At 62.6% G+C, this 16,196-nt stretch carries 14 protein-coding genes, 1 pseudogene and 2 riboswitches; of the genes and pseudogenes, 10 read left to right on the top strand and 5 right to left on the bottom strand.

Going from position 1 to position 16,196, the window contains the following annotated elements; all coding sequences use genetic code 11:
* Positions 1 to 260: 260 nt before the first annotated feature.
* Positions 261 to 1,061, top strand: coding sequence for a hypothetical protein (locus V1283_RS05645; protein WP_334385463.1), 801 nt, complete (start codon positions 261 to 263; stop codon positions 1,059 to 1,061).
* A gap of 44 nt (positions 1,062 to 1,105) precedes the next feature.
* A pseudogene (locus V1283_RS05640) lies at positions 1,106 to 2,242 on the top strand (TAXI family TRAP transporter solute-binding subunit); the annotation flags it as partial.
* Between the two features lie 345 nt (positions 2,243 to 2,587).
* Here the strand turns inward: V1283_RS05640 and alaS are convergent.
* Positions 2,588 to 5,263 (bottom strand): alanine--tRNA ligase, encoded by a 2,676-nt coding sequence (gene alaS / locus V1283_RS05635; protein WP_334385462.1) that lies wholly within the window; start codon positions 5,261 to 5,263, stop codon positions 2,588 to 2,590.
* Between the two features lie 213 nt (positions 5,264 to 5,476).
* Positions 5,477 to 5,567: riboswitch (glycine riboswitch) on the top strand.
* 3 nt (positions 5,568 to 5,570) lie between these two features.
* Positions 5,571 to 5,649: riboswitch (glycine riboswitch) on the top strand.
* Between the two features lie 55 nt (positions 5,650 to 5,704).
* Between alaS and gcvT the strand changes: the two genes are divergently transcribed.
* The 3 genes from gcvT to gcvP all read left to right on the top strand — a co-directional run bounded on the left by gcvT (position 5,705) and on the right by gcvP (position 10,282).
* Positions 5,705 to 6,850: a glycine cleavage system aminomethyltransferase GcvT gene (gene gcvT / locus V1283_RS05630; RefSeq protein ID WP_334385461.1), complete on the top strand. Its 1,146-nt coding sequence runs from the start codon at positions 5,705 to 5,707 to the stop codon at positions 6,848 to 6,850.
* Positions 6,851 to 6,868: 18 nt separating this feature from the next.
* A complete protein-coding gene (gene gcvH / locus V1283_RS05625; RefSeq protein ID WP_334385460.1) occupies positions 6,869 to 7,234 on the top strand; it encodes a glycine cleavage system protein GcvH in 366 nt (121 codons plus the stop codon).
* Between the two features lie 174 nt (positions 7,235 to 7,408).
* Positions 7,409 to 10,282, top strand: a complete 2,874-nt coding sequence (gene gcvP, locus V1283_RS05620) for an aminomethyl-transferring glycine dehydrogenase (RefSeq protein WP_334385459.1) — start codon at positions 7,409 to 7,411, stop codon at positions 10,280 to 10,282.
* A gap of 207 nt (positions 10,283 to 10,489) precedes the next feature.
* On the opposite strand, the gene recA is transcribed toward gcvP, so the two are convergent.
* A complete protein-coding gene (gene recA / locus V1283_RS05615) occupies positions 10,490 to 11,581 on the bottom strand; it encodes a recombinase RecA (protein ID WP_334385458.1) in 1,092 nt (363 codons plus the stop codon).
* 568 nt (positions 11,582 to 12,149) lie between these two features.
* On the opposite strand from recA, the gene V1283_RS05610 reads away from it, so the two are divergent.
* The 4 genes from V1283_RS05610 to V1283_RS05595 all read left to right on the top strand — a co-directional run bounded on the left by V1283_RS05610 (position 12,150) and on the right by V1283_RS05595 (position 14,255).
* A complete protein-coding gene (locus tag V1283_RS05610; protein WP_334385457.1) occupies positions 12,150 to 12,320 on the top strand; it encodes a hypothetical protein in 171 nt (56 codons plus the stop codon).
* 272 nt (positions 12,321 to 12,592) lie between these two features.
* Positions 12,593 to 12,718: a hypothetical protein gene (locus tag V1283_RS05605; RefSeq protein ID WP_334385456.1), complete on the top strand. Its 126-nt coding sequence runs from the start codon at positions 12,593 to 12,595 to the stop codon at positions 12,716 to 12,718.
* An 884-nt stretch (positions 12,719 to 13,602) separates the two neighbouring features.
* The gene (locus V1283_RS05600; protein ID WP_334385455.1) at positions 13,603 to 13,782 is read left to right on the top strand and encodes a hypothetical protein; all 180 of its coding nucleotides are present in this window, start codon (positions 13,603 to 13,605) and stop codon (positions 13,780 to 13,782) included.
* Between the two features lie 218 nt (positions 13,783 to 14,000).
* Positions 14,001 to 14,255, top strand: a complete 255-nt coding sequence (locus V1283_RS05595; RefSeq protein ID WP_334385454.1) for a DUF6894 family protein — start codon at positions 14,001 to 14,003, stop codon at positions 14,253 to 14,255.
* Between the two features lie 34 nt (positions 14,256 to 14,289).
* Here V1283_RS05595 and V1283_RS05590 read toward each other — a convergent pair whose 3' ends face one another.
* From V1283_RS05590 to V1283_RS05580, 3 genes are all read right to left on the bottom strand, one after another.
* Positions 14,290 to 14,592, bottom strand: coding sequence for a PilZ domain-containing protein (locus V1283_RS05590; protein ID WP_334385453.1), 303 nt, complete (start codon positions 14,590 to 14,592; stop codon positions 14,290 to 14,292).
* 193 nt (positions 14,593 to 14,785) lie between these two features.
* Positions 14,786 to 15,016: a hypothetical protein gene (locus V1283_RS05585; RefSeq protein WP_334385452.1), complete on the bottom strand. Its 231-nt coding sequence runs from the start codon at positions 15,014 to 15,016 to the stop codon at positions 14,786 to 14,788.
* Positions 15,017 to 15,096: 80 nt separating this feature from the next.
* Positions 15,097 to 15,372: a hypothetical protein gene (locus V1283_RS05580; RefSeq protein WP_334385451.1), complete on the bottom strand. Its 276-nt coding sequence runs from the start codon at positions 15,370 to 15,372 to the stop codon at positions 15,097 to 15,099.
* Positions 15,373 to 15,595: 223 nt separating this feature from the next.
* On the opposite strand from V1283_RS05580, the gene V1283_RS05575 reads away from it, so the two are divergent.
* Positions 15,596 to 16,057: a PaaI family thioesterase gene (locus V1283_RS05575; protein WP_334385450.1), complete on the top strand. Its 462-nt coding sequence runs from the start codon at positions 15,596 to 15,598 to the stop codon at positions 16,055 to 16,057.
* Positions 16,058 to 16,196: the final 139 nt, after the last annotated feature.

The following is a 16,196-nucleotide window of genomic DNA, read 5'->3' as shown; positions in this document are numbered from 1 at the left end:
AGCTGTACGTTGACGGCACGACGTGGAGTTTCGGGAAGGCGCGCGCGAGGTAGCGCTGCTTACGTGCGGCAACCTGCCTTGGGAATAGCGAAGGCCTTTCGCAGCTGCGAGCGCGCCGCCGTCAGGCCGTCTGCTCAGGAACGATCAACAGTCTGGGAGGTTATGGTGCATATGCCAGGTTTTCCTGGCACCTCCGTGTGTGAATGGACCGGCGCTTTAGCGCCGGGGGGCTCCCCTGCGTTGCGTTTAGTGAGGGAAGCATGAGCGCCATGGAGCGGACGACACATTGCCCGTCGCAGGGTTCGAATGCCCTGGTGTTCGACGAACCGCGAGGGGATTCGCAGCCCGCATCCTACACGTCCGGGCCGTCAACGGATGATCCCATTCCATTGTTTCTGTCCGGTCTCCAGAGAGAGCCTGCCCCGCAGGAATTTGCGCCTTTTGTGGCAAGCCAACGGACAAGCATCCTGACGCGGGTGGTGGCTGGTGGACTGGCGGTTTTGGCGTTCGTGATCCTGGCCGCGGTAATTAATTCCGATGTCACGCGCGCCCTTGTCTTCAACTCCGATGTCACGCGCTATCTTATCGACAAAGCAAGAGCACCCACGGGCGGCGCGTCCAGGGATCAATCAGCGGATCAATCAGCGACGCAGGGCGCCTCGAACCAGCCCGCTGTGCGCCAAGTACTGCTGGAAGATCCCGCTCGCGTATCAGACCCAGTCCCGCAGGGTCAGGTCGCGGCCGCACGTGCAGGGAATGAAGCCGCCGCGCCGTCGAAAACGCTCGATGCCGAAACATTGGCAGCCCTGATGACACGCGCCAAGAGCATGCTGACGCGCGGCGACATCGCCGCGGCGCGATTGCTGCTTGAACGTGCCGCCAATGCACAGGACGCAACTGCGGCTTTCCTGCTGGCACAGACCTATGATCCGGCTGTGCTCGGCGTGCGCGATACGCGAAGCATCACACCCGACCCCGTGATGGCGCGCGAATGGTACCGCAAGGCCGCCAGCTTTGGCTCGGCCGCCGCGCAACAGCGTCTCACTCAATTTCAGAACTAGTCTCTACTACACATTTGGAGGATACCGTGCCTCAGTACCTTAGAATGTTTGCCGCGATGGTCATGATAGCTTCCGGCGTTGCGGCCCATGCTGAACCGATCGACTATAACCCCGCCAAAGTCAGCGACAGCCTGAAGGCGATCTTCAAATTCGGCTCGGTCTCGACCAAGAAGGCGCTGAACGCCAATACGGTCACGCTGCTTACCGGTACGATCGGCGGCACCTATGTGCAGTTCGGTGCCGACCTCGCTTCCGTGCTCGACGACGACGGTAACCTGCGCGTCCTGCCGATCATCGGTCGAGGTTCGGTGCAGAGCGTCGCCGACATTCTTTTCCTGAAGGGCGTCGATCTCGGCATCGTGCGCGCCGACACGCTCGACTACCTCGAGAAGAAGGGCTTCGCCAACGGCATCAAGAAGCAGTTCACCTATGTGACCAAGCTCTACCATGAGGAGATGCAGGTCATTGCACCAAAGACCATCAAGAGTCTGAACGATCTCGAAGGCAAGACGGTGAGCGTCGACCTGCCCAATGGCGGCACGTTTGTGACGGCACTGACAGTTTTCGAGCGGCTCGGGATCAAGGCGAACTTCGTCTATATCGAGCAGCGGATCGCAATGGAAAAATTGAAGAAGGGCGAGCTCGACGCCGTCATCGTGGTTGGCGGTAAGCCGTATGTGTCTGTCACGACCTTCAACAATGACGGACGCTTTCATCTCGCTGCGGTGGACTATTCCAAGGCCCTGCAGAGCGATTATCTGCCGGCGACGCTGACGTCAAAGGACTATCCGAGCCTGATTCCCGACGGGGAGACGGTGGATACAATCGCAGTGCCGTCGGTGCTTGCAGCGTACAATTGGGCACCCGACACTGAACGCAGTCGCAAGCTTGCTCTGTTTGTTGATGCCTTCTTCACGAAATTCGCCACTTTGCAGAACCCGCCCTTTCATCCCAAGTGGAAGGAGGTTTCCCTGGCGGCACCACTTGCCGGCTGGGATCGCCTGCCGCTCGCGCAGCAATGGCTCGACAAACACGGCGTCGAACCGGTAAAGCGACGCTTTGAGGCATTCCTGCAAGAGAACCCAGCCGCTGCCAACATTCAGTCAGAGGCCGACAAGGAAGCACTATTCCAGCAATTTCACGCTTGGGAGGCGGCAAGGAACGCACGGGCACAGGCTGGCCCGCAGGAAGGCGCCAAGAAGGTTCGAGACCGCGACCAAGCCTCAGCAACGCAAGCTGCCCCTCGCCGCCACTCGCCCCGCCGATCGCAGCCTGCAAGGCGGACAATTGGTACCTTGGCCGAGCGAGGCGAGGTGACAGAATGCGAGCGCCATGGCTACCGCGGCGACCCGGACGCCTGCCACCGAGCAAGCGAGGAAGGTTGGGGGAATTGGTTCTCCGGCCCTACTCCGCCTCCCGGCGCCACTCAAGGCATCTCAACTACCGATCGTCCGTCCAGCGGCTTCTCTGGGAGACAGCCTGACTTCAGATAACGGAAGCGCGCCGACGCCCTGGCTGGTCTGCGCCTAAGCGCCAGCCATCGCCTGTTCGATCGCCGAGAGCGCCGCGCTGGCGTTGGCACCGTCGGGTCCGCCGGCTTGGGCCATGTCGGGCCGGCCGCCGCCGCCCTTGCCGCCGAGCGCTTCCGAGCCCTTGCGCACCAGTTCGACCGCGTTGAAGCGCGCCGTGAGATCGGCGGTGACGCCGACGACGATGCCGGCCTTGCCATCTTCGGTGACGCCGACGATCGCGACCACGCCGGAGCCGATCTGCTTCTTGCCGTCGTCGACCAGGCTCTTGAGGTCCTTGGTCTCGACACCCTCGACCGCACGGGCCAGCAGCTTGACGCCGCCGGCCTCACGCACACCGCCGGCTGCCGCCCCGCCATTGGTCGCGCCGCCGCCCATCGCGAGCTTCTTGCGCGCATCCGACAGATCGCGCTCGAGCTTCTTGCGTTCTTCCATCAAGGCCGCGATGCGTGCCGGCATGTCGTCGACCGTCGTGCGAAGCTCGGATGCCGCGGTCTTCGCGATCGCCATCGTGTCATTGGCGTGCTTGCGCGCATGACGCCCGGTCAGCGCCTCGATGCGCCGCACGCCGGAGGCGACAGCGCTTTCGCCCGTCACGGTAATCAGCCCGATATCGCCGGTGCGGCGCACATGGGTGCCGCCGCACAGTTCGACCGACCAGCCGAGCGCGTTCTGCCCATGCGCGCGGTCCTGCTTGCCCATCGAGACCACGCGGACCTCGTCGCCGTATTTTTCGCCGAACAGCGCACGCGCGCCGGCTTCGCGGGCGTCGTCGACCGCCATCAGCCGCGTCGTCACCTCGTCGTTTTCGAGCACGACCTCGTTGGCGATGTCCTCCACACGAGCCAGTTCTTCCGCCGTGATCGGCTTCGGGTGCACGAAGTCGAAGCGCAGGCGATCCGGCGCCACCAGCGAGCCGCGCTGGGCGATGTGGTCGCCGAGCACCTGCCGCAGCGCCTCATGCAACAAATGCGTCGCCGAGTGATGGGCGCGGATAGATGAACGCCTGCTGTGATCGACTTCGAGCTGCAACGGAGTGCCGATCTTCAGCGTGCCCTGCTCCACCGTGCCGATGTGCACGAAGAGATCGCCGGCCTTCTTCTGCGTGTCCGTGACGCGGAACTTGACGCCCTCGCCGGTCAAGAGGCCGGTATCGCCGACCTGACCGCCGGACTCCGCATAGAACGGCGTCTGGTTCAGCACGATAGAGCCACTCTCGCCCGTCCTCAGGCTGTCGGCTTCCTTGCCGTCCCTGACCAGCGCGGTCACCACGCCTTCGGCGCTCTCGGTGTCATAGCCGAGGAATTCGGTGGCGCCGAGTTTTTCACGCAGCGGGAACCAGATGTTCTCGGTGGCGGCATCGCCGCTTCCCGACCATGACGCGCGCGCCTTGGCTTTCTGCTTTTCCATCGCATCGGTAAACGACGCCTGATCGACGCTGATGCCGCGCGACTTCAGCGCGTCCTGCGTGAGGTCGAGCGGGAAGCCGTAAGTGTCGTACAGCGTGAACGCGGTGTCGCCGTCGAACATGTCGCCTTTCTTCAGGCCAACGCTTTTTTCGTCGAGGATGGCAAGGCCGCGCGACAGCGTTTTGCGGAAGCGGGTTTCTTCCAGCCGCAGCGTTTCCTCGATCAGCTTTTCGGCGCGCATCAAGTCCGGATAGGCCTGGCCCATCTCGCGCACCAGTGCCCAGACCAGACGATGCATCAGCGGCTCGCTGGCGCCGAGCAATTGCGCGTGACGCATCGCGCGGCGCATGATCCGGCGCAGCACATAGCCACGGCCTTCGTTCGACGGCAGCACGCCGTCGGCGACGAGGAAGGCCGAGGAACGCAAATGGTCCGCGATGACGCGGAACGATGCCACGGTCTGCTCCTGCGGTCCGTGTCCGAGCGCGGAAGCGGTAGCGTCGATCAGGTTACGGAAAAGATCGGTTTCGAATACGCTCTCGACGCCCTGCAGGATGCAGGCCATGCGCTCCAGCCCCAGGCCGGTGTCGATCGAGGGGCGCGGCAGCGGCTGGCGCTGCTCCTTCGTCACCTGCTCGAACTGCATGAAGACGAGGTTCCAGAATTCGAGGAAGCGATCACCGTCCTCTTCCGGGCTGCCCGGAGGCCCACCCCAGATGTGCTCGCCGCGGTCGATGAAGATCTCCGAGCACGGGCCGCAGGGGCCTGTGTCCCCCATCGCCCAGAAATTGTCCGAGGTCGCGATGCGGATGATGCGGTCGTCCGAAAAGCCGGCGATCTTCTTCCAGTGGCCGGCCGCCTCATCGTCGTCGTGGTAGACGGTGACGAGCAGCTTGTCCTTCTTGAGCCCGAACTCCTTTGTGATCAGCTTCCAGGCAAGCTCGATCGCACGCTCCTTGAAGTAGTCGCCGAAGGAGAAATTGCCGAGCATCTCGAAGAAGGTGAGATGGCGCGCGGTGTAGCCGACATTGTCGAGGTCGTTATGCTTGCCGCCGGCGCGCACGCATTTCTGCGAGGTGGTGGCGCGCTGGTAGGGCCGCTTCTCGATGCCGGTGAAGACGTTCTTGAACTGCACCATGCCGGCGTTGGTGAACATCAGGGTCGGGTCGTTGCGCGGCACGAGCGGCGACGACGGCACGATCTCGTGGCCGTTCTCCGCAAAGAAATCCAAGAATTTCGACCTGATCTCGTTGACGCCGCTCATGTTCATCCAATCGGAAATGGGGCCGGGTCAGGCGGCAACCAGCCTTCAACCTTCCGGCGCAACGCTTTTAGACAAGGCGGCCTGCGGTGTCCAGAAACTGTGCAGGCGGATCATAGGCTTGCCGCAGCACACAAGATGGGCGCGCACATCCCGTTGATAATGCTGCGGCTGCGTTGACAGGCTTGGCAGGCCTGTGTTTCCCTCTTATCTGTAAGACGTCACGTCGGGAGAGATCGGCTTAAGCGCCGGCGCCGAAGGAGCAACCGCCCCGGAAACTCTCAGGCAAACGGACCGCGTGACGAAATAGCATCTGGAAAGAGACGCCGGGCCGCTTTGGCCCAGGGCGTCCGCCGACGGGATAATACTCTCAGGCACAGCGACAGATGGGGCTTTCTTTGGGTTTTTCGGGGGTGGTCCCCGGAACCCATGAGGGCCTGACGGATGCTGGCACGCGACGAATCTCCCTTAAAACGCACCCCGTTGCACGCGCTCCATGTGGCGCGCGGCGGCAAGATGGTTCCCTTCGCGGGCTACGAGATGCCGGTGCAATACCCGGCGGGCGTCCTCAAGGAGCATCTGCATACGCGCGCGAGCGCCGGGCTGTTCGACGTCTCGCATATGGGCCAGTTCGCGCTGCGTCCCAGATCAGGCCGGGTCGAGGATGCGGCGCTGGCGCTGGAGCGGTTGGTGCCGCAGGACATCGTGGCGGTTGCGCCGGGGCGGCAGCGCTACGCGCAGTTCACCAATAATGACGGCGGCCTCCTCGACGACCTGATGGTGGCGAATTTCGGCGACCATTTGTTTCTGGTCGTCAACGCCGCCTGCAAGGCCGAGGACGAGGCGCATCTGCGGGCGCATCTCGCTGATACCTGCATCATCGATTCGCTGGCTGATCGCGGCCTGATCGCACTGCAGGGGCCGAAAGCGGAATCGGTGCTGGCGAAACTTTGTGCAGACGCCTCAGCAATGCGCTTCATGGATACCGGGCCGCGCAAGGTCGCCGGCTTCGACTGCTTCGTCTCGCGCTCCGGCTATACCGGCGAGGACGGCTTTGAGATTTCGGTTCCGGCCGCTCAGGCCGAGACGCTGGTCGCGGCTCTGCTGGATAATCCCGACGTGCTGCCGATTGGTCTCGGCGCGCGCGACAGCCTGCGGCTGGAGGCCGGGCTCTGCCTCTATGGCCATGACATCGATACCACGACGACGCCGGTCGAGGGCGCGCTGGAATGGTCGGTGCAGAAGAGCCGCCGCACTGGCGGCGCGCGGGCGGGTGGATTCCCCGGTGCTGAAAAAATCCTCTCGCAATTCGAAAAAGGCGCGTCGCGCCGCCGCGTCGGGTTGAGGCCGGAAGGCCGCGCGCCGGTGCGCGAAGGCGCGCCGCTGTTTTCGGATGCGGCCTCAAGCGAGCCGATCGGCAAGGTCACCTCGGGTGGATTCGGCCCAAGCCTCAACGCACCGGTCGCGATGGGCTATCTGCCGACATCGCTGTCCACCAACGGCGCGCAGGTTTTTGCGGAAGTGCGCGGCCAGCGCCTGCCGCTGCAGGTCGCTTCCATGCCCTTCGTTCCCAATACCTATAAACGCTAGATCACCAGAGGACGTTTCATGACGACGTTGTTCACATCAGACCACGAATGGCTCCGCATCGAGGGCGACGTCGCCACCATCGGGGTCACCGACTACGCACAGTCGCAACTCGGCGACGTCGTGTTCGTCGAACTGCCAAAAGTCGGCCGCGCGCTGAAGAAGGCCGAAGCCGCCGCCGTGGTCGAATCGGTGAAGGCCGCCTCCGACGTCTACGCGCCGATCTCGGGCGAGGTGCTCGAAGTCAACGAGGCGCTCGCCGCCGAACCCGCGCTGGTGAATTCCGACGCCGACGGCAAGGCCTGGTTCTTCAAGCTCAGAATCGCGGACAAGAGCGAACTCGGCGGCCTGATGGATGAGGCCGCGTACAAGGCACATACGGCTTAAGGAATGAAGCATTTTGCAACCCCACACTCACTGTCATCGTCCGCGAAGGCGGACGATCCAGTACGCCGCGGCTTCTCGATTCAATCGCTGACGTCACGGCGTACTGGATGCCCCGCCTTCGCGGGGCATGACGAGGAGTGCCGGGCATGACGACGAAATAACGAGGAAAGACCCATGAACGCGCCGCTCAAAACCACCACCGAAGCCGCCACCGATTTCGTGCGCCGGCATATCGGCCCCTCGCCCCGCGACATCAGCGCGATGCTGAACAGCGTCGGCGCAAAAAGCCTCGGCGAGCTGATGAGCCAGACGCTGCCGTCCTCGATCCGGCAGAAGGCGCCGCTCGATCTCGGGCGTGCGTTGAGCGAAACCGAGACGCTGGCGCATATGCGCGAGCTCGCCGCGCAGAACGAAGTGTTCACCTCGCTGATTGGCCAGGGCTATTCCGGCACCATCCTGCCCGCGGTGATCCAGCGCAACCTTCTGGAGAACCCGGCCTGGTACACGGCCTATACGCCGTATCAGCCCGAAATCAGCCAGGGCCGGCTGGAGGCGCTGTTCAATTTCCAGACCATGATCTGCGACCTCACCGGGCTCGACGTCGCCAACGCCTCTCTGCTCGATGAAGCAACCGCCGCGGCCGAGGCGATGGCGCTGGCCGAGCGCGCCGCGCAGGCGAAATCAAAATCGTTCTTCGTCGACGCGGAAGTGCATCCGCAGACGCTCGCGGTGCTGCGCACCCGCGCGGAGCCGCTGGGCTGGAATTTGATCGTCGGCGATCCCCTCACCGATCTCGAGCACGCGGAAATTTTTGGCGGCTTGCTGCAATATCCGGGAACATCGGGCGCGGTGCGCGACCTCAGGCCGGCGATATCGGCGCTGCACGCCAAGGGGGCGCTGGCCGTCATCGCCGCCGACCTGCTGGCGCTGACGCTGATCGCCTCGCCCGGCGAACTCGGCGCTGATATCGCCATCGGTTCGGCGCAGCGTTTTGGCGTGCCGATGGGCTATGGCGGACCGCACGCGGCCTACATGTCGGTGCGTGACGCGCTAAAGCGCTCGCTGCCCGGCCGCATCGTCGGCCTGTCGGTGGATTCGAGGGGACAGCCGGCCTATCGGCTGGCGCTGCAGACCCGCGAGCAGCATATCCGCCGCGAAAAGGCCACTTCCAACATCTGCACCGCACAGGTGCTGCTGGCGGTGATCGCGTCGATGTATGCGGTCTATCACGGCCCCGAAGGGCTGACGCATATCGCGTGCACCGTGCATCGCCGCGCCGCGGTGTTGGCGGCGGGCTTGCGCAAGCTTGGCTTTGCATTGAAGAGCGAGACGTTCTTCGACACCGTAACGGTGGATGTGGGCGCCAGACAGGGCGAGATCGTCGTCCGGGCGCATGCTGAAGCAATCAATCTGCGCATCGGTGAAGGCCGGCTGGGCATCGCGCTGGACGAGACCACGACACAAGCGACCGTCGAAGCGGTGTGGCGCGCGTTCGGCGGCAAACTGTCCTATGCCGCTATCGAGGTCAGCGCGCGCGAGACGCTGCCGGCGGAACTGAAGCGCGACAGCGCCTTCCTCACCCATCCGGTCTTCCACGCGCACCGCTCCGAGACCGAACTGCTGCGCTACATGCGCAAGCTCAGCGATCGCGACCTCGCGCTCGACCGCGCGATGATCCCGCTCGGCTCCTGCACCATGAAGCTGAACGCGACCACGGAGATGATTCCATTGACGTGGCCTGAGTTCGGCAGTCTGCATCCGTTCGCGCCATCCGAGCAGGCCAAGGGCTATCATGTGTTGTTCAGACGGCTTGAGAAAGCGCTGTGCGACATAACAGGCTATGATGCGATCTCGCTGCAGCCGAATTCCGGCGCACAGGGCGAATATGCAGGATTGCTCGCGATCCGCGCCTATCATGCGGCCCGCGGCGAGCCGCACCGCAAGGTGTGCCTGATCCCCTCCTCCGCGCATGGCACCAATCCGGCCTCCGCCAGCATGGTCGGCATGGAGGTGGTGGTGACCGCCTGTGACATCAGAGGCGACGTCGACGTCGACGATCTCCGCGCCAAGGCGGAGAAGCATTCCAAAAACCTCGCCGCCGTGATGATCACCTATCCCTCGACGCATGGCGTGTTCGAGGAGCACATCCGCGACATCTGCGACATCGTTCACAGCCATGGCGGACAGGTCTATCTCGACGGCGCCAACATGAACGCGCAGGTTGGTCTGTCGCGGCCCGGCGATTACGGCGCCGACGTCTCCCACCTCAATCTGCACAAGACCTTCTGCATCCCGCATGGCGGCGGCGGCCCGGGCATGGGGCCGATCGGCGTAAGAGCGCATCTTGCGCCCTATCTCCCCGGACATCCCGCAACCGACGGCGCGGCGCCGGCTTCCGTCGGACCGGTGTCGGCGGCGCCGTTCGGCTCGGCGTCGATCCTGACCATCTCCTACATCTACATCCTGATGATGTCGGGCGAAGGCCTGACGCGCGCCACCGAGATAGCGATCCTCAACGCCAATTACATCGCAAGCCGGCTCGATCCGCATTTCCCTGTACTCTACAAAAACGCAAAAGGCCGCGTCGCGCATGAGTGCATCATCGATCCCCGTCCTTTGAAGGCGACCAGCGGCGTCACCGTCGACGACATCGCAAAACGGCTGATCGACTACGGCTTCCACGCGCCGACCATGAGCTTTCCGGTGCCGGGCACGCTGATGATCGAGCCGACCGAATCGGAATCCAAGACGGAGCTGGATCGCTTCTGTGATGCCATGATCGCGATCCGCAACGAGATCGCCGAGATCGAAAAGGGCCGCTGGAAGGTCGAGGCCTCGCCGCTGCGCCACGCCCCGCACACCGTGCACGACATCGCCGACGATGCGTGGAGCCGCGCCTATAGCCGCGCCGAGGGCTGCTTCCCCGACGGCGTCTCGCGGACCGATAAATATTGGAGCCCGGTCGGGCGCGTCGACAATGTCTATGGCGACCGCAACCTGGTGTGCTCGTGCCCGCCGGTGGCGGACTACGCGCAGGCCGCGGAGTGACGGCCGAAAGGCCGTCGTTCCGGGGCGCGCCTTAGCGCGAACCCGGAATCTCGAGATTCCGGGTTCGCATCTTCGATGCGCCCCGGAATGACAGCGTAAATTTGCGGCGGGCAAAAACAAAACGGGCGCTGAAGACGTCGGCAACTCAACGTCTACAACACCCGTCCGTCACGTTTCAGGCCTTAACCCCTGAAGCGTTTCTGAAGCTTATTCGTCGCCCGCCGGCTCCTCGCCGTCGGCGTCGCGCTCGGCGGGGCCGGCGAGGATCTGTTCGGCGATCAGGCCGGAGTTCTGGCGGATCGCCGTCTCGATCTTGGCGACCATGTCCGGATTGGCCTTGAGGAAGGCTTTTGAGTTCTCGCGGCCCTGGCCCAGCCGCTGGCTGTCATAGGAGAACCAGGCGCCGGACTTTTCGACGATGCCGGCCTTGACGCCGAGGTCGAGGATTTCACCCATCTTGGAAACGCCCTCGCCATACATGATGTCGAACTCGACCTGCTTGAAGGGCGGCGCCAGCTTGTTCTTCACCACCTTGACGCGGGTGGTGTTGCCGACGACTTCGTCGCGCTCCTTGATCGCGCCGATGCGGCGGATGTCGAGGCGGACGGAGGCGTAAAATTTCAGCGCGTTGCCGCCGGTGGTGGTTTCCGGCGAGCCGTACATCACCCCGATCTTCATGCGGATCTGGTTGATGAAGATCACCATGGTGTTGGACTTGTTGATCGAGGCGGTGAGCTTGCGCAGCGCCTGGCTCATCAGCCGCGCCTGCAGGCCGGGCAGCGCATCGCCCATCTCGCCCTCGAGTTCGGCCTTCGGCACCAGCGCTGCAACGGAGTCGACCACCAGCACGTCGACCGCGCCCGAACGCACCAGCGTGTCGCAGATTTCCAGCGCCTGCTCGCCGGTGTCGGGCTGCGAGATCAGGAGCTCGTCGATGTTGACGCCGAGCTTGCGCGCATAGACCGGATCGAGCGCGTGTTCGGCATCGATGAAGGCGCAGATGCCGCCCTTCTTCTGCCCTTCCGCCACCGTGTGCAGCGCCAGCGTGGTCTTGCCCGACGATTCCGGCCCGTAGATTTCGACCACACGTCCCCTCGGCAGGCCGCCGACGCCCAGCGCGATATCGAGTCCGAGCGAGCCCGAGGAAATGGTCTCGATATCCATCGAGCGGTCGTTCTTGCCCAGCTTCATCACCGACCCCTTGCCGAACTGGCGCTCGATCTGGGAGAGCGCGGCGGACAGGGCCTTGGTCTTATCCATGGAGGATCCTTCGACGATACGCAGGGCAGTGGCGGACATAGTACGTGCTCCTTATGGCGGGGATTCGCGAGCGGGACAAACGGGCGGTGGCAGGTTTTGGATTCGATGGCCTATGGCAATCTTGTACCATGTTTGTTCTATGTTCGCAATATGTTCTTTTTGAATTGGGGAATACTGGCCTGATTTAACCTGTGGTGTCCTAAGTTAATTTGGGGAGTGTCCTAGTTAGGCCGCGTTCCCGGAATGTTTCCTTAGCGTCTAAGCACGAAAAAAGTAGAGCCGCTGGCTAGGCCGACCCCCGTTACAAATTTAGCAAAACGCGTGCTTTGACCGAATTGCCGGGCCGTGCAGTCGAAAAGCGAGCACGTCGTACTCGAAATGAAGATTCTGCGATACCGAGGTTCGCCCGGCAGATCGCCACAGAGCCTGATACGGCCCAGGCGTATCAAGGAACTAATTGCCGACATGGAACGGCAGCTCCGAGAGATCGACGAATAAGGCCGCCTCAGTCGCCGTCATAAATCCGTAATTTTACGGCATCGAACCTTTCGCCGATTCCAACAGTTGGATATCGTGTAAGGGCACCGGGCAATCGTAGGGCTGCGTGATGACGGGACACACTCAATTGGCAATCACACCACGCGACCGCTTTCTACAGGCGGCCGAAAAGGAACTCATCGCTTTCGAGCATCGCGAACGGGAATTTCTAAAAAGGGATCGCGAGGAGCGGGCTGCAAAATTGCAGATTCCCCTCGATAAGTTCGCCGCTCCTAATTAGCCAAACGGCCGCCTCCGTTGGCGGCCTCTTTCAAATTCCCCTTCCGCTATCGGTCCGATGCCCGACCTTCAGCGCCTGGCGCGAAACATGACCAACGCCCAATCTCAGCGCTCGCCTTAAGTTCACTTTTGTACGGTTCCCCCGGAACGGAATCCGCTGCGGTGCGTAATTGCATCGGGAGCGATGGAGCGTAACGGGTAGTAACGGGGAACCAGATTGTGCCGGGTAAAAAATATCTGACGGAACAAGCGGCAACCTTTTTGAAGTTTGCAATGGCCACCACGGATCCGGATGTCGCCGCGGGATTTCTCGACAAGGCCGCCGACCTTTCGGCCAGGAGTGAAGAGGCGCCGGACGCCAGCCCCCGGCCGCCTGATGTAGAGCAGCCGGAAAGCTAGCTCTCGCGATGAGGCCGCCGAACCGGCGGCCTCAACGTTTTTTATCGGTCGATCAGCAAAACAAGCCGCGGGCGACGTCGCTTACAATTTTAGGCGTGCTTGCAGTTTCATCTGAACCGACCGTCAAGACGCGCACGCTATGTCTTGCGGCATGCACATACAGAATGCCATGACCCACGAACCCGCCCTGCCGATGCATGGCGCCCGTCTCCTCGCGTGGCTGTTGAGCCTCAGCCGGGCTCCGGAGCCCTCGCGGGTGCCGCAACCGGTCCGGCCGGATGCGCCATCGAGACCCCATATGCCGCCAAGGCAGCCTTATCCAACGCGCCAGGAATAGGCGCCGGCCCCGCGCAGCCAAACGACCCCGCCGCATGGGGCTATGCAGCGAGGTCGCCGACGGCGGGGAAAATCTGGAGGACCACCCCGCCCTCCCGAGCAGATACGTCTGCCGCAAGGCCCCGTTTCAGCATGCAAAATGCGCAAATTCGTCTCGGGGCATTGAACCTTTCTCATACCGTCCAGACAAAATCTTGCCTGGGACATTGCATCACTCGGGGATTAGGCCTGCGCCGCCAAGCGACCATACTCCGCTTGCGCGGCGCAGCGCTTTTCAGCCGGGGCAAAGCGGGGCCGGCGGGGGAATTCAAACGCGCGTGCGGGGTTTGGAACGCCTATACAGCGCGGATAAGCGCGCGCGCCAACTGACGTCCTGATTGAGGTCCGTGCGGGTTATTCCCGGCCCTTTCCGCGCCTTCGCAGGCGTCCAGCCGGCGCCCGATCAAGTCTCATATGGTTGCATTTCCTAGTTGCACTTGTTGCTACCCGCAATTTCAAGCATTAAGTCTGGATTTCAGAGCAGTTGGGGCCTCGGCGGGATTTTTTGTATGATCTACAAGGGTGTTGAATTCACCTTGACGGCAGTCGCTCCGGGCATTTGGAAATGGCAATTCCGCATCGGCGACAAGGTCATCACGGGCAAGACCGAAGCCAGGCTCAATCTGCTTGCGATCCGGCGGGTCCAGCTTCGGATCGATCGGGAGCTGAAAAAGGCTGAACGGGAATAACCCGCTTCGCTGCGAAGCTCCGGCCAACCCCCATCGGAACAATCTCCAACGATTACAAAACCTTGCGACTTTATAATGCGACGCTTTATATGCTTGGCAACGGGCATGGGCCCGTAAAAACCCGGAGTTGATCTTTCCACGCGCCAGGAATCCACTCCGCCGATACTTTAGGCATTCGCAGGGTCAACGGCGGCCCATTTTATCTCTGGTCCATTGCCATGCCGGTCTTCTTCTTCAGCGTTCGACATGGCGAGGATGCATGCGTCAACAATGATGGCGCGGAGTTTGCCGATCATAACGCCGCCTGGAAGGAAATGACCGGCGTTTGCGGGGACATGATCGCGGACATTTCCCGGGGACTCTCCGAAAACGCCAAGTGGCAGATCGAATTGCTGGATGAAGCCAGGAAACCGGTATTCCGGATTCGCCTGGTTGCGGAGACGCTGCAGGACCCCGATCAGGAAGCGCGCTAATTCAGGCGTCCGCCTTTTTGGAAGCGGTACCCGTTTAACCGACCGGAGCAGCGCCCTTTCGCAGCTCCCGGGCGGAGATGAATCGGACGCCGACCATCTCGCCCCTGCGCCAGATCAACGAGCATACCCGGCGCACCTCGCCGCCCGCCGTGAGGGAAAGGCCGAACATCTTGGGAACAGCGAGGTCGCCCACATCCAGGCAGGCGCCGTTCTCGGAAATGTCGAGGATGTAGCACTGGATCCATGGCGCATCCGGCGCTGGAATCAGGAATCCCGGCTTGCGCAAGTCGACCCGGACGAACTTGCGGGCACCAAGGTCTTTGCGGTTTCTCGCCATGATTTCTCCCTGCGCGGGAAATCCTAAGGCGGAATACCTGAATACCGGGTTATCGGAATTCGGCAAAAATCAAACAGTTGATGAATTCGTGGGAGCCCCGCAGCGCTTTCAAGCGAACTGGGTACCGGTTCGCGTCAAGAAAACGCGTCAAACAAGAATCCAGCATCGGTCCTGATTCAGGACCGATGCTGGTCTAGTCCGCACTGGCAAGCCGGCGCATCGTGAATTCGATGTCGCCATCCGGCAGTTCACGCCAGCTCTCGACCGAGCTCATATAGGCCGCCTTGGGATAGCGGTTGAGAAAGTCGCGCGCCCTCGCCCTGGCCTCGTCGCGCGGCAGCGTAAAAGTCTCGCGCAGATAGCCGTCGCCCGGCTTGCGCCGGCCGGCCATCCGGCTCGCGAGATCGCGCGGACGAAAGACCATGTCGTAACTCCAGACACAGGACGACAGGTCGAATATAGGCGTGGCGGCGAACGAATCCCACTCGCCGCTTTGGCGAGAAGCTACTGGCTGTTGCTGCCGGTCTTGCTCTTCTTGGCAGGCGCCGCTGCGGCTTTGGGCGCATCGGTGCTGCGCACGGTGCCCCAGGGGTCGGAAGAGGCCTTGGCGTCGGGAATCTTCCTCAAGGAATCCTTATAGGCTTTGTCCTTGATCGCATCCTGCTCCTTCTCCTCCGGCGTTTTGGACTGGAACTCCGGCATCAGGTTGATATTGGGGGTCTGCGCGTAGGCCGGCGCCGTCAACAACACCACCACCGCGGCCGCGCTCAGCATTCTCATGACGCTCTCCTTATGCGACGCTGACTCTGCGTTTCCGGGAAGGATACCACCGGCTCAAGCGTCTCGCCAAGCAGGACGGCCCCAGCCTTTGGTTCGACGCGGCAAGGCGGCTGAACTGGCAGGCTTTCATGCCGTATTTGTGGCCCGCCGCCAGTGTTCCCTTCGCCGCAAGGGTCACTACAATACGGCCTGCAACAAATGTCAGGCGAGGAAACGGGCGTTCATGCAGCAACAGCCACAAGCGACGGAATTCGGCATCTCGGAAGCCAGGCGGGTGCTCGGCGAGGTCTTTGCGCCCTGGGTGATGGATCTCAATCTCTCGATCGAGCGCTTTGACTTTGCGCCATCCGGAGAAGCCGCCGACTGGCAGCCGGGCGCGATCCTGCGGCTGCCGTTCTCGGAGCGGCTGTGCCGCAATGGCGGCACCGTCTCGGGCCAGGCGCTGATGGCCTTCGCCGATACTTCGATGGTGATCGCCAACCTCGCCGCCAACCGCGGCTATCGTCCGATGACGACGGTCGACCAGACCACGCATTTCATGCGCGCGGTCGCAGGCTCCGACGTGCTGGCCGATGCGCGCGTGGTCCGCCTCGGCCGCACCATGAGTTTTGGCCGCGTCACGCTACTGTCCGCCACCGACAACAAGCCGGTGGCGATGGTCTCGAGCGCGTTCGCGATGCTTTAGGGAATCGCAGGGTGGGCAAAGGCAGGTCGTATCGGGAGAGTTCAGGTGAAAAGGATTTTGATGTCGACCTTGGCAGCATTCGGAGCGCTGAATATGCCGCATCGTTTACGTTCACTTTCGTTGCCGTTCCTTCTGGTGG

The organism is Bradyrhizobium sp. AZCC 2262 (assembly GCF_036924535.1).
Lineage (GTDB): Bacteria > Pseudomonadota > Alphaproteobacteria > Rhizobiales > Xanthobacteraceae > Bradyrhizobium.
Note: the sequence above shows the minus strand (reverse complement) of the source record. Positions and strands in the feature narration are given on the sequence as shown.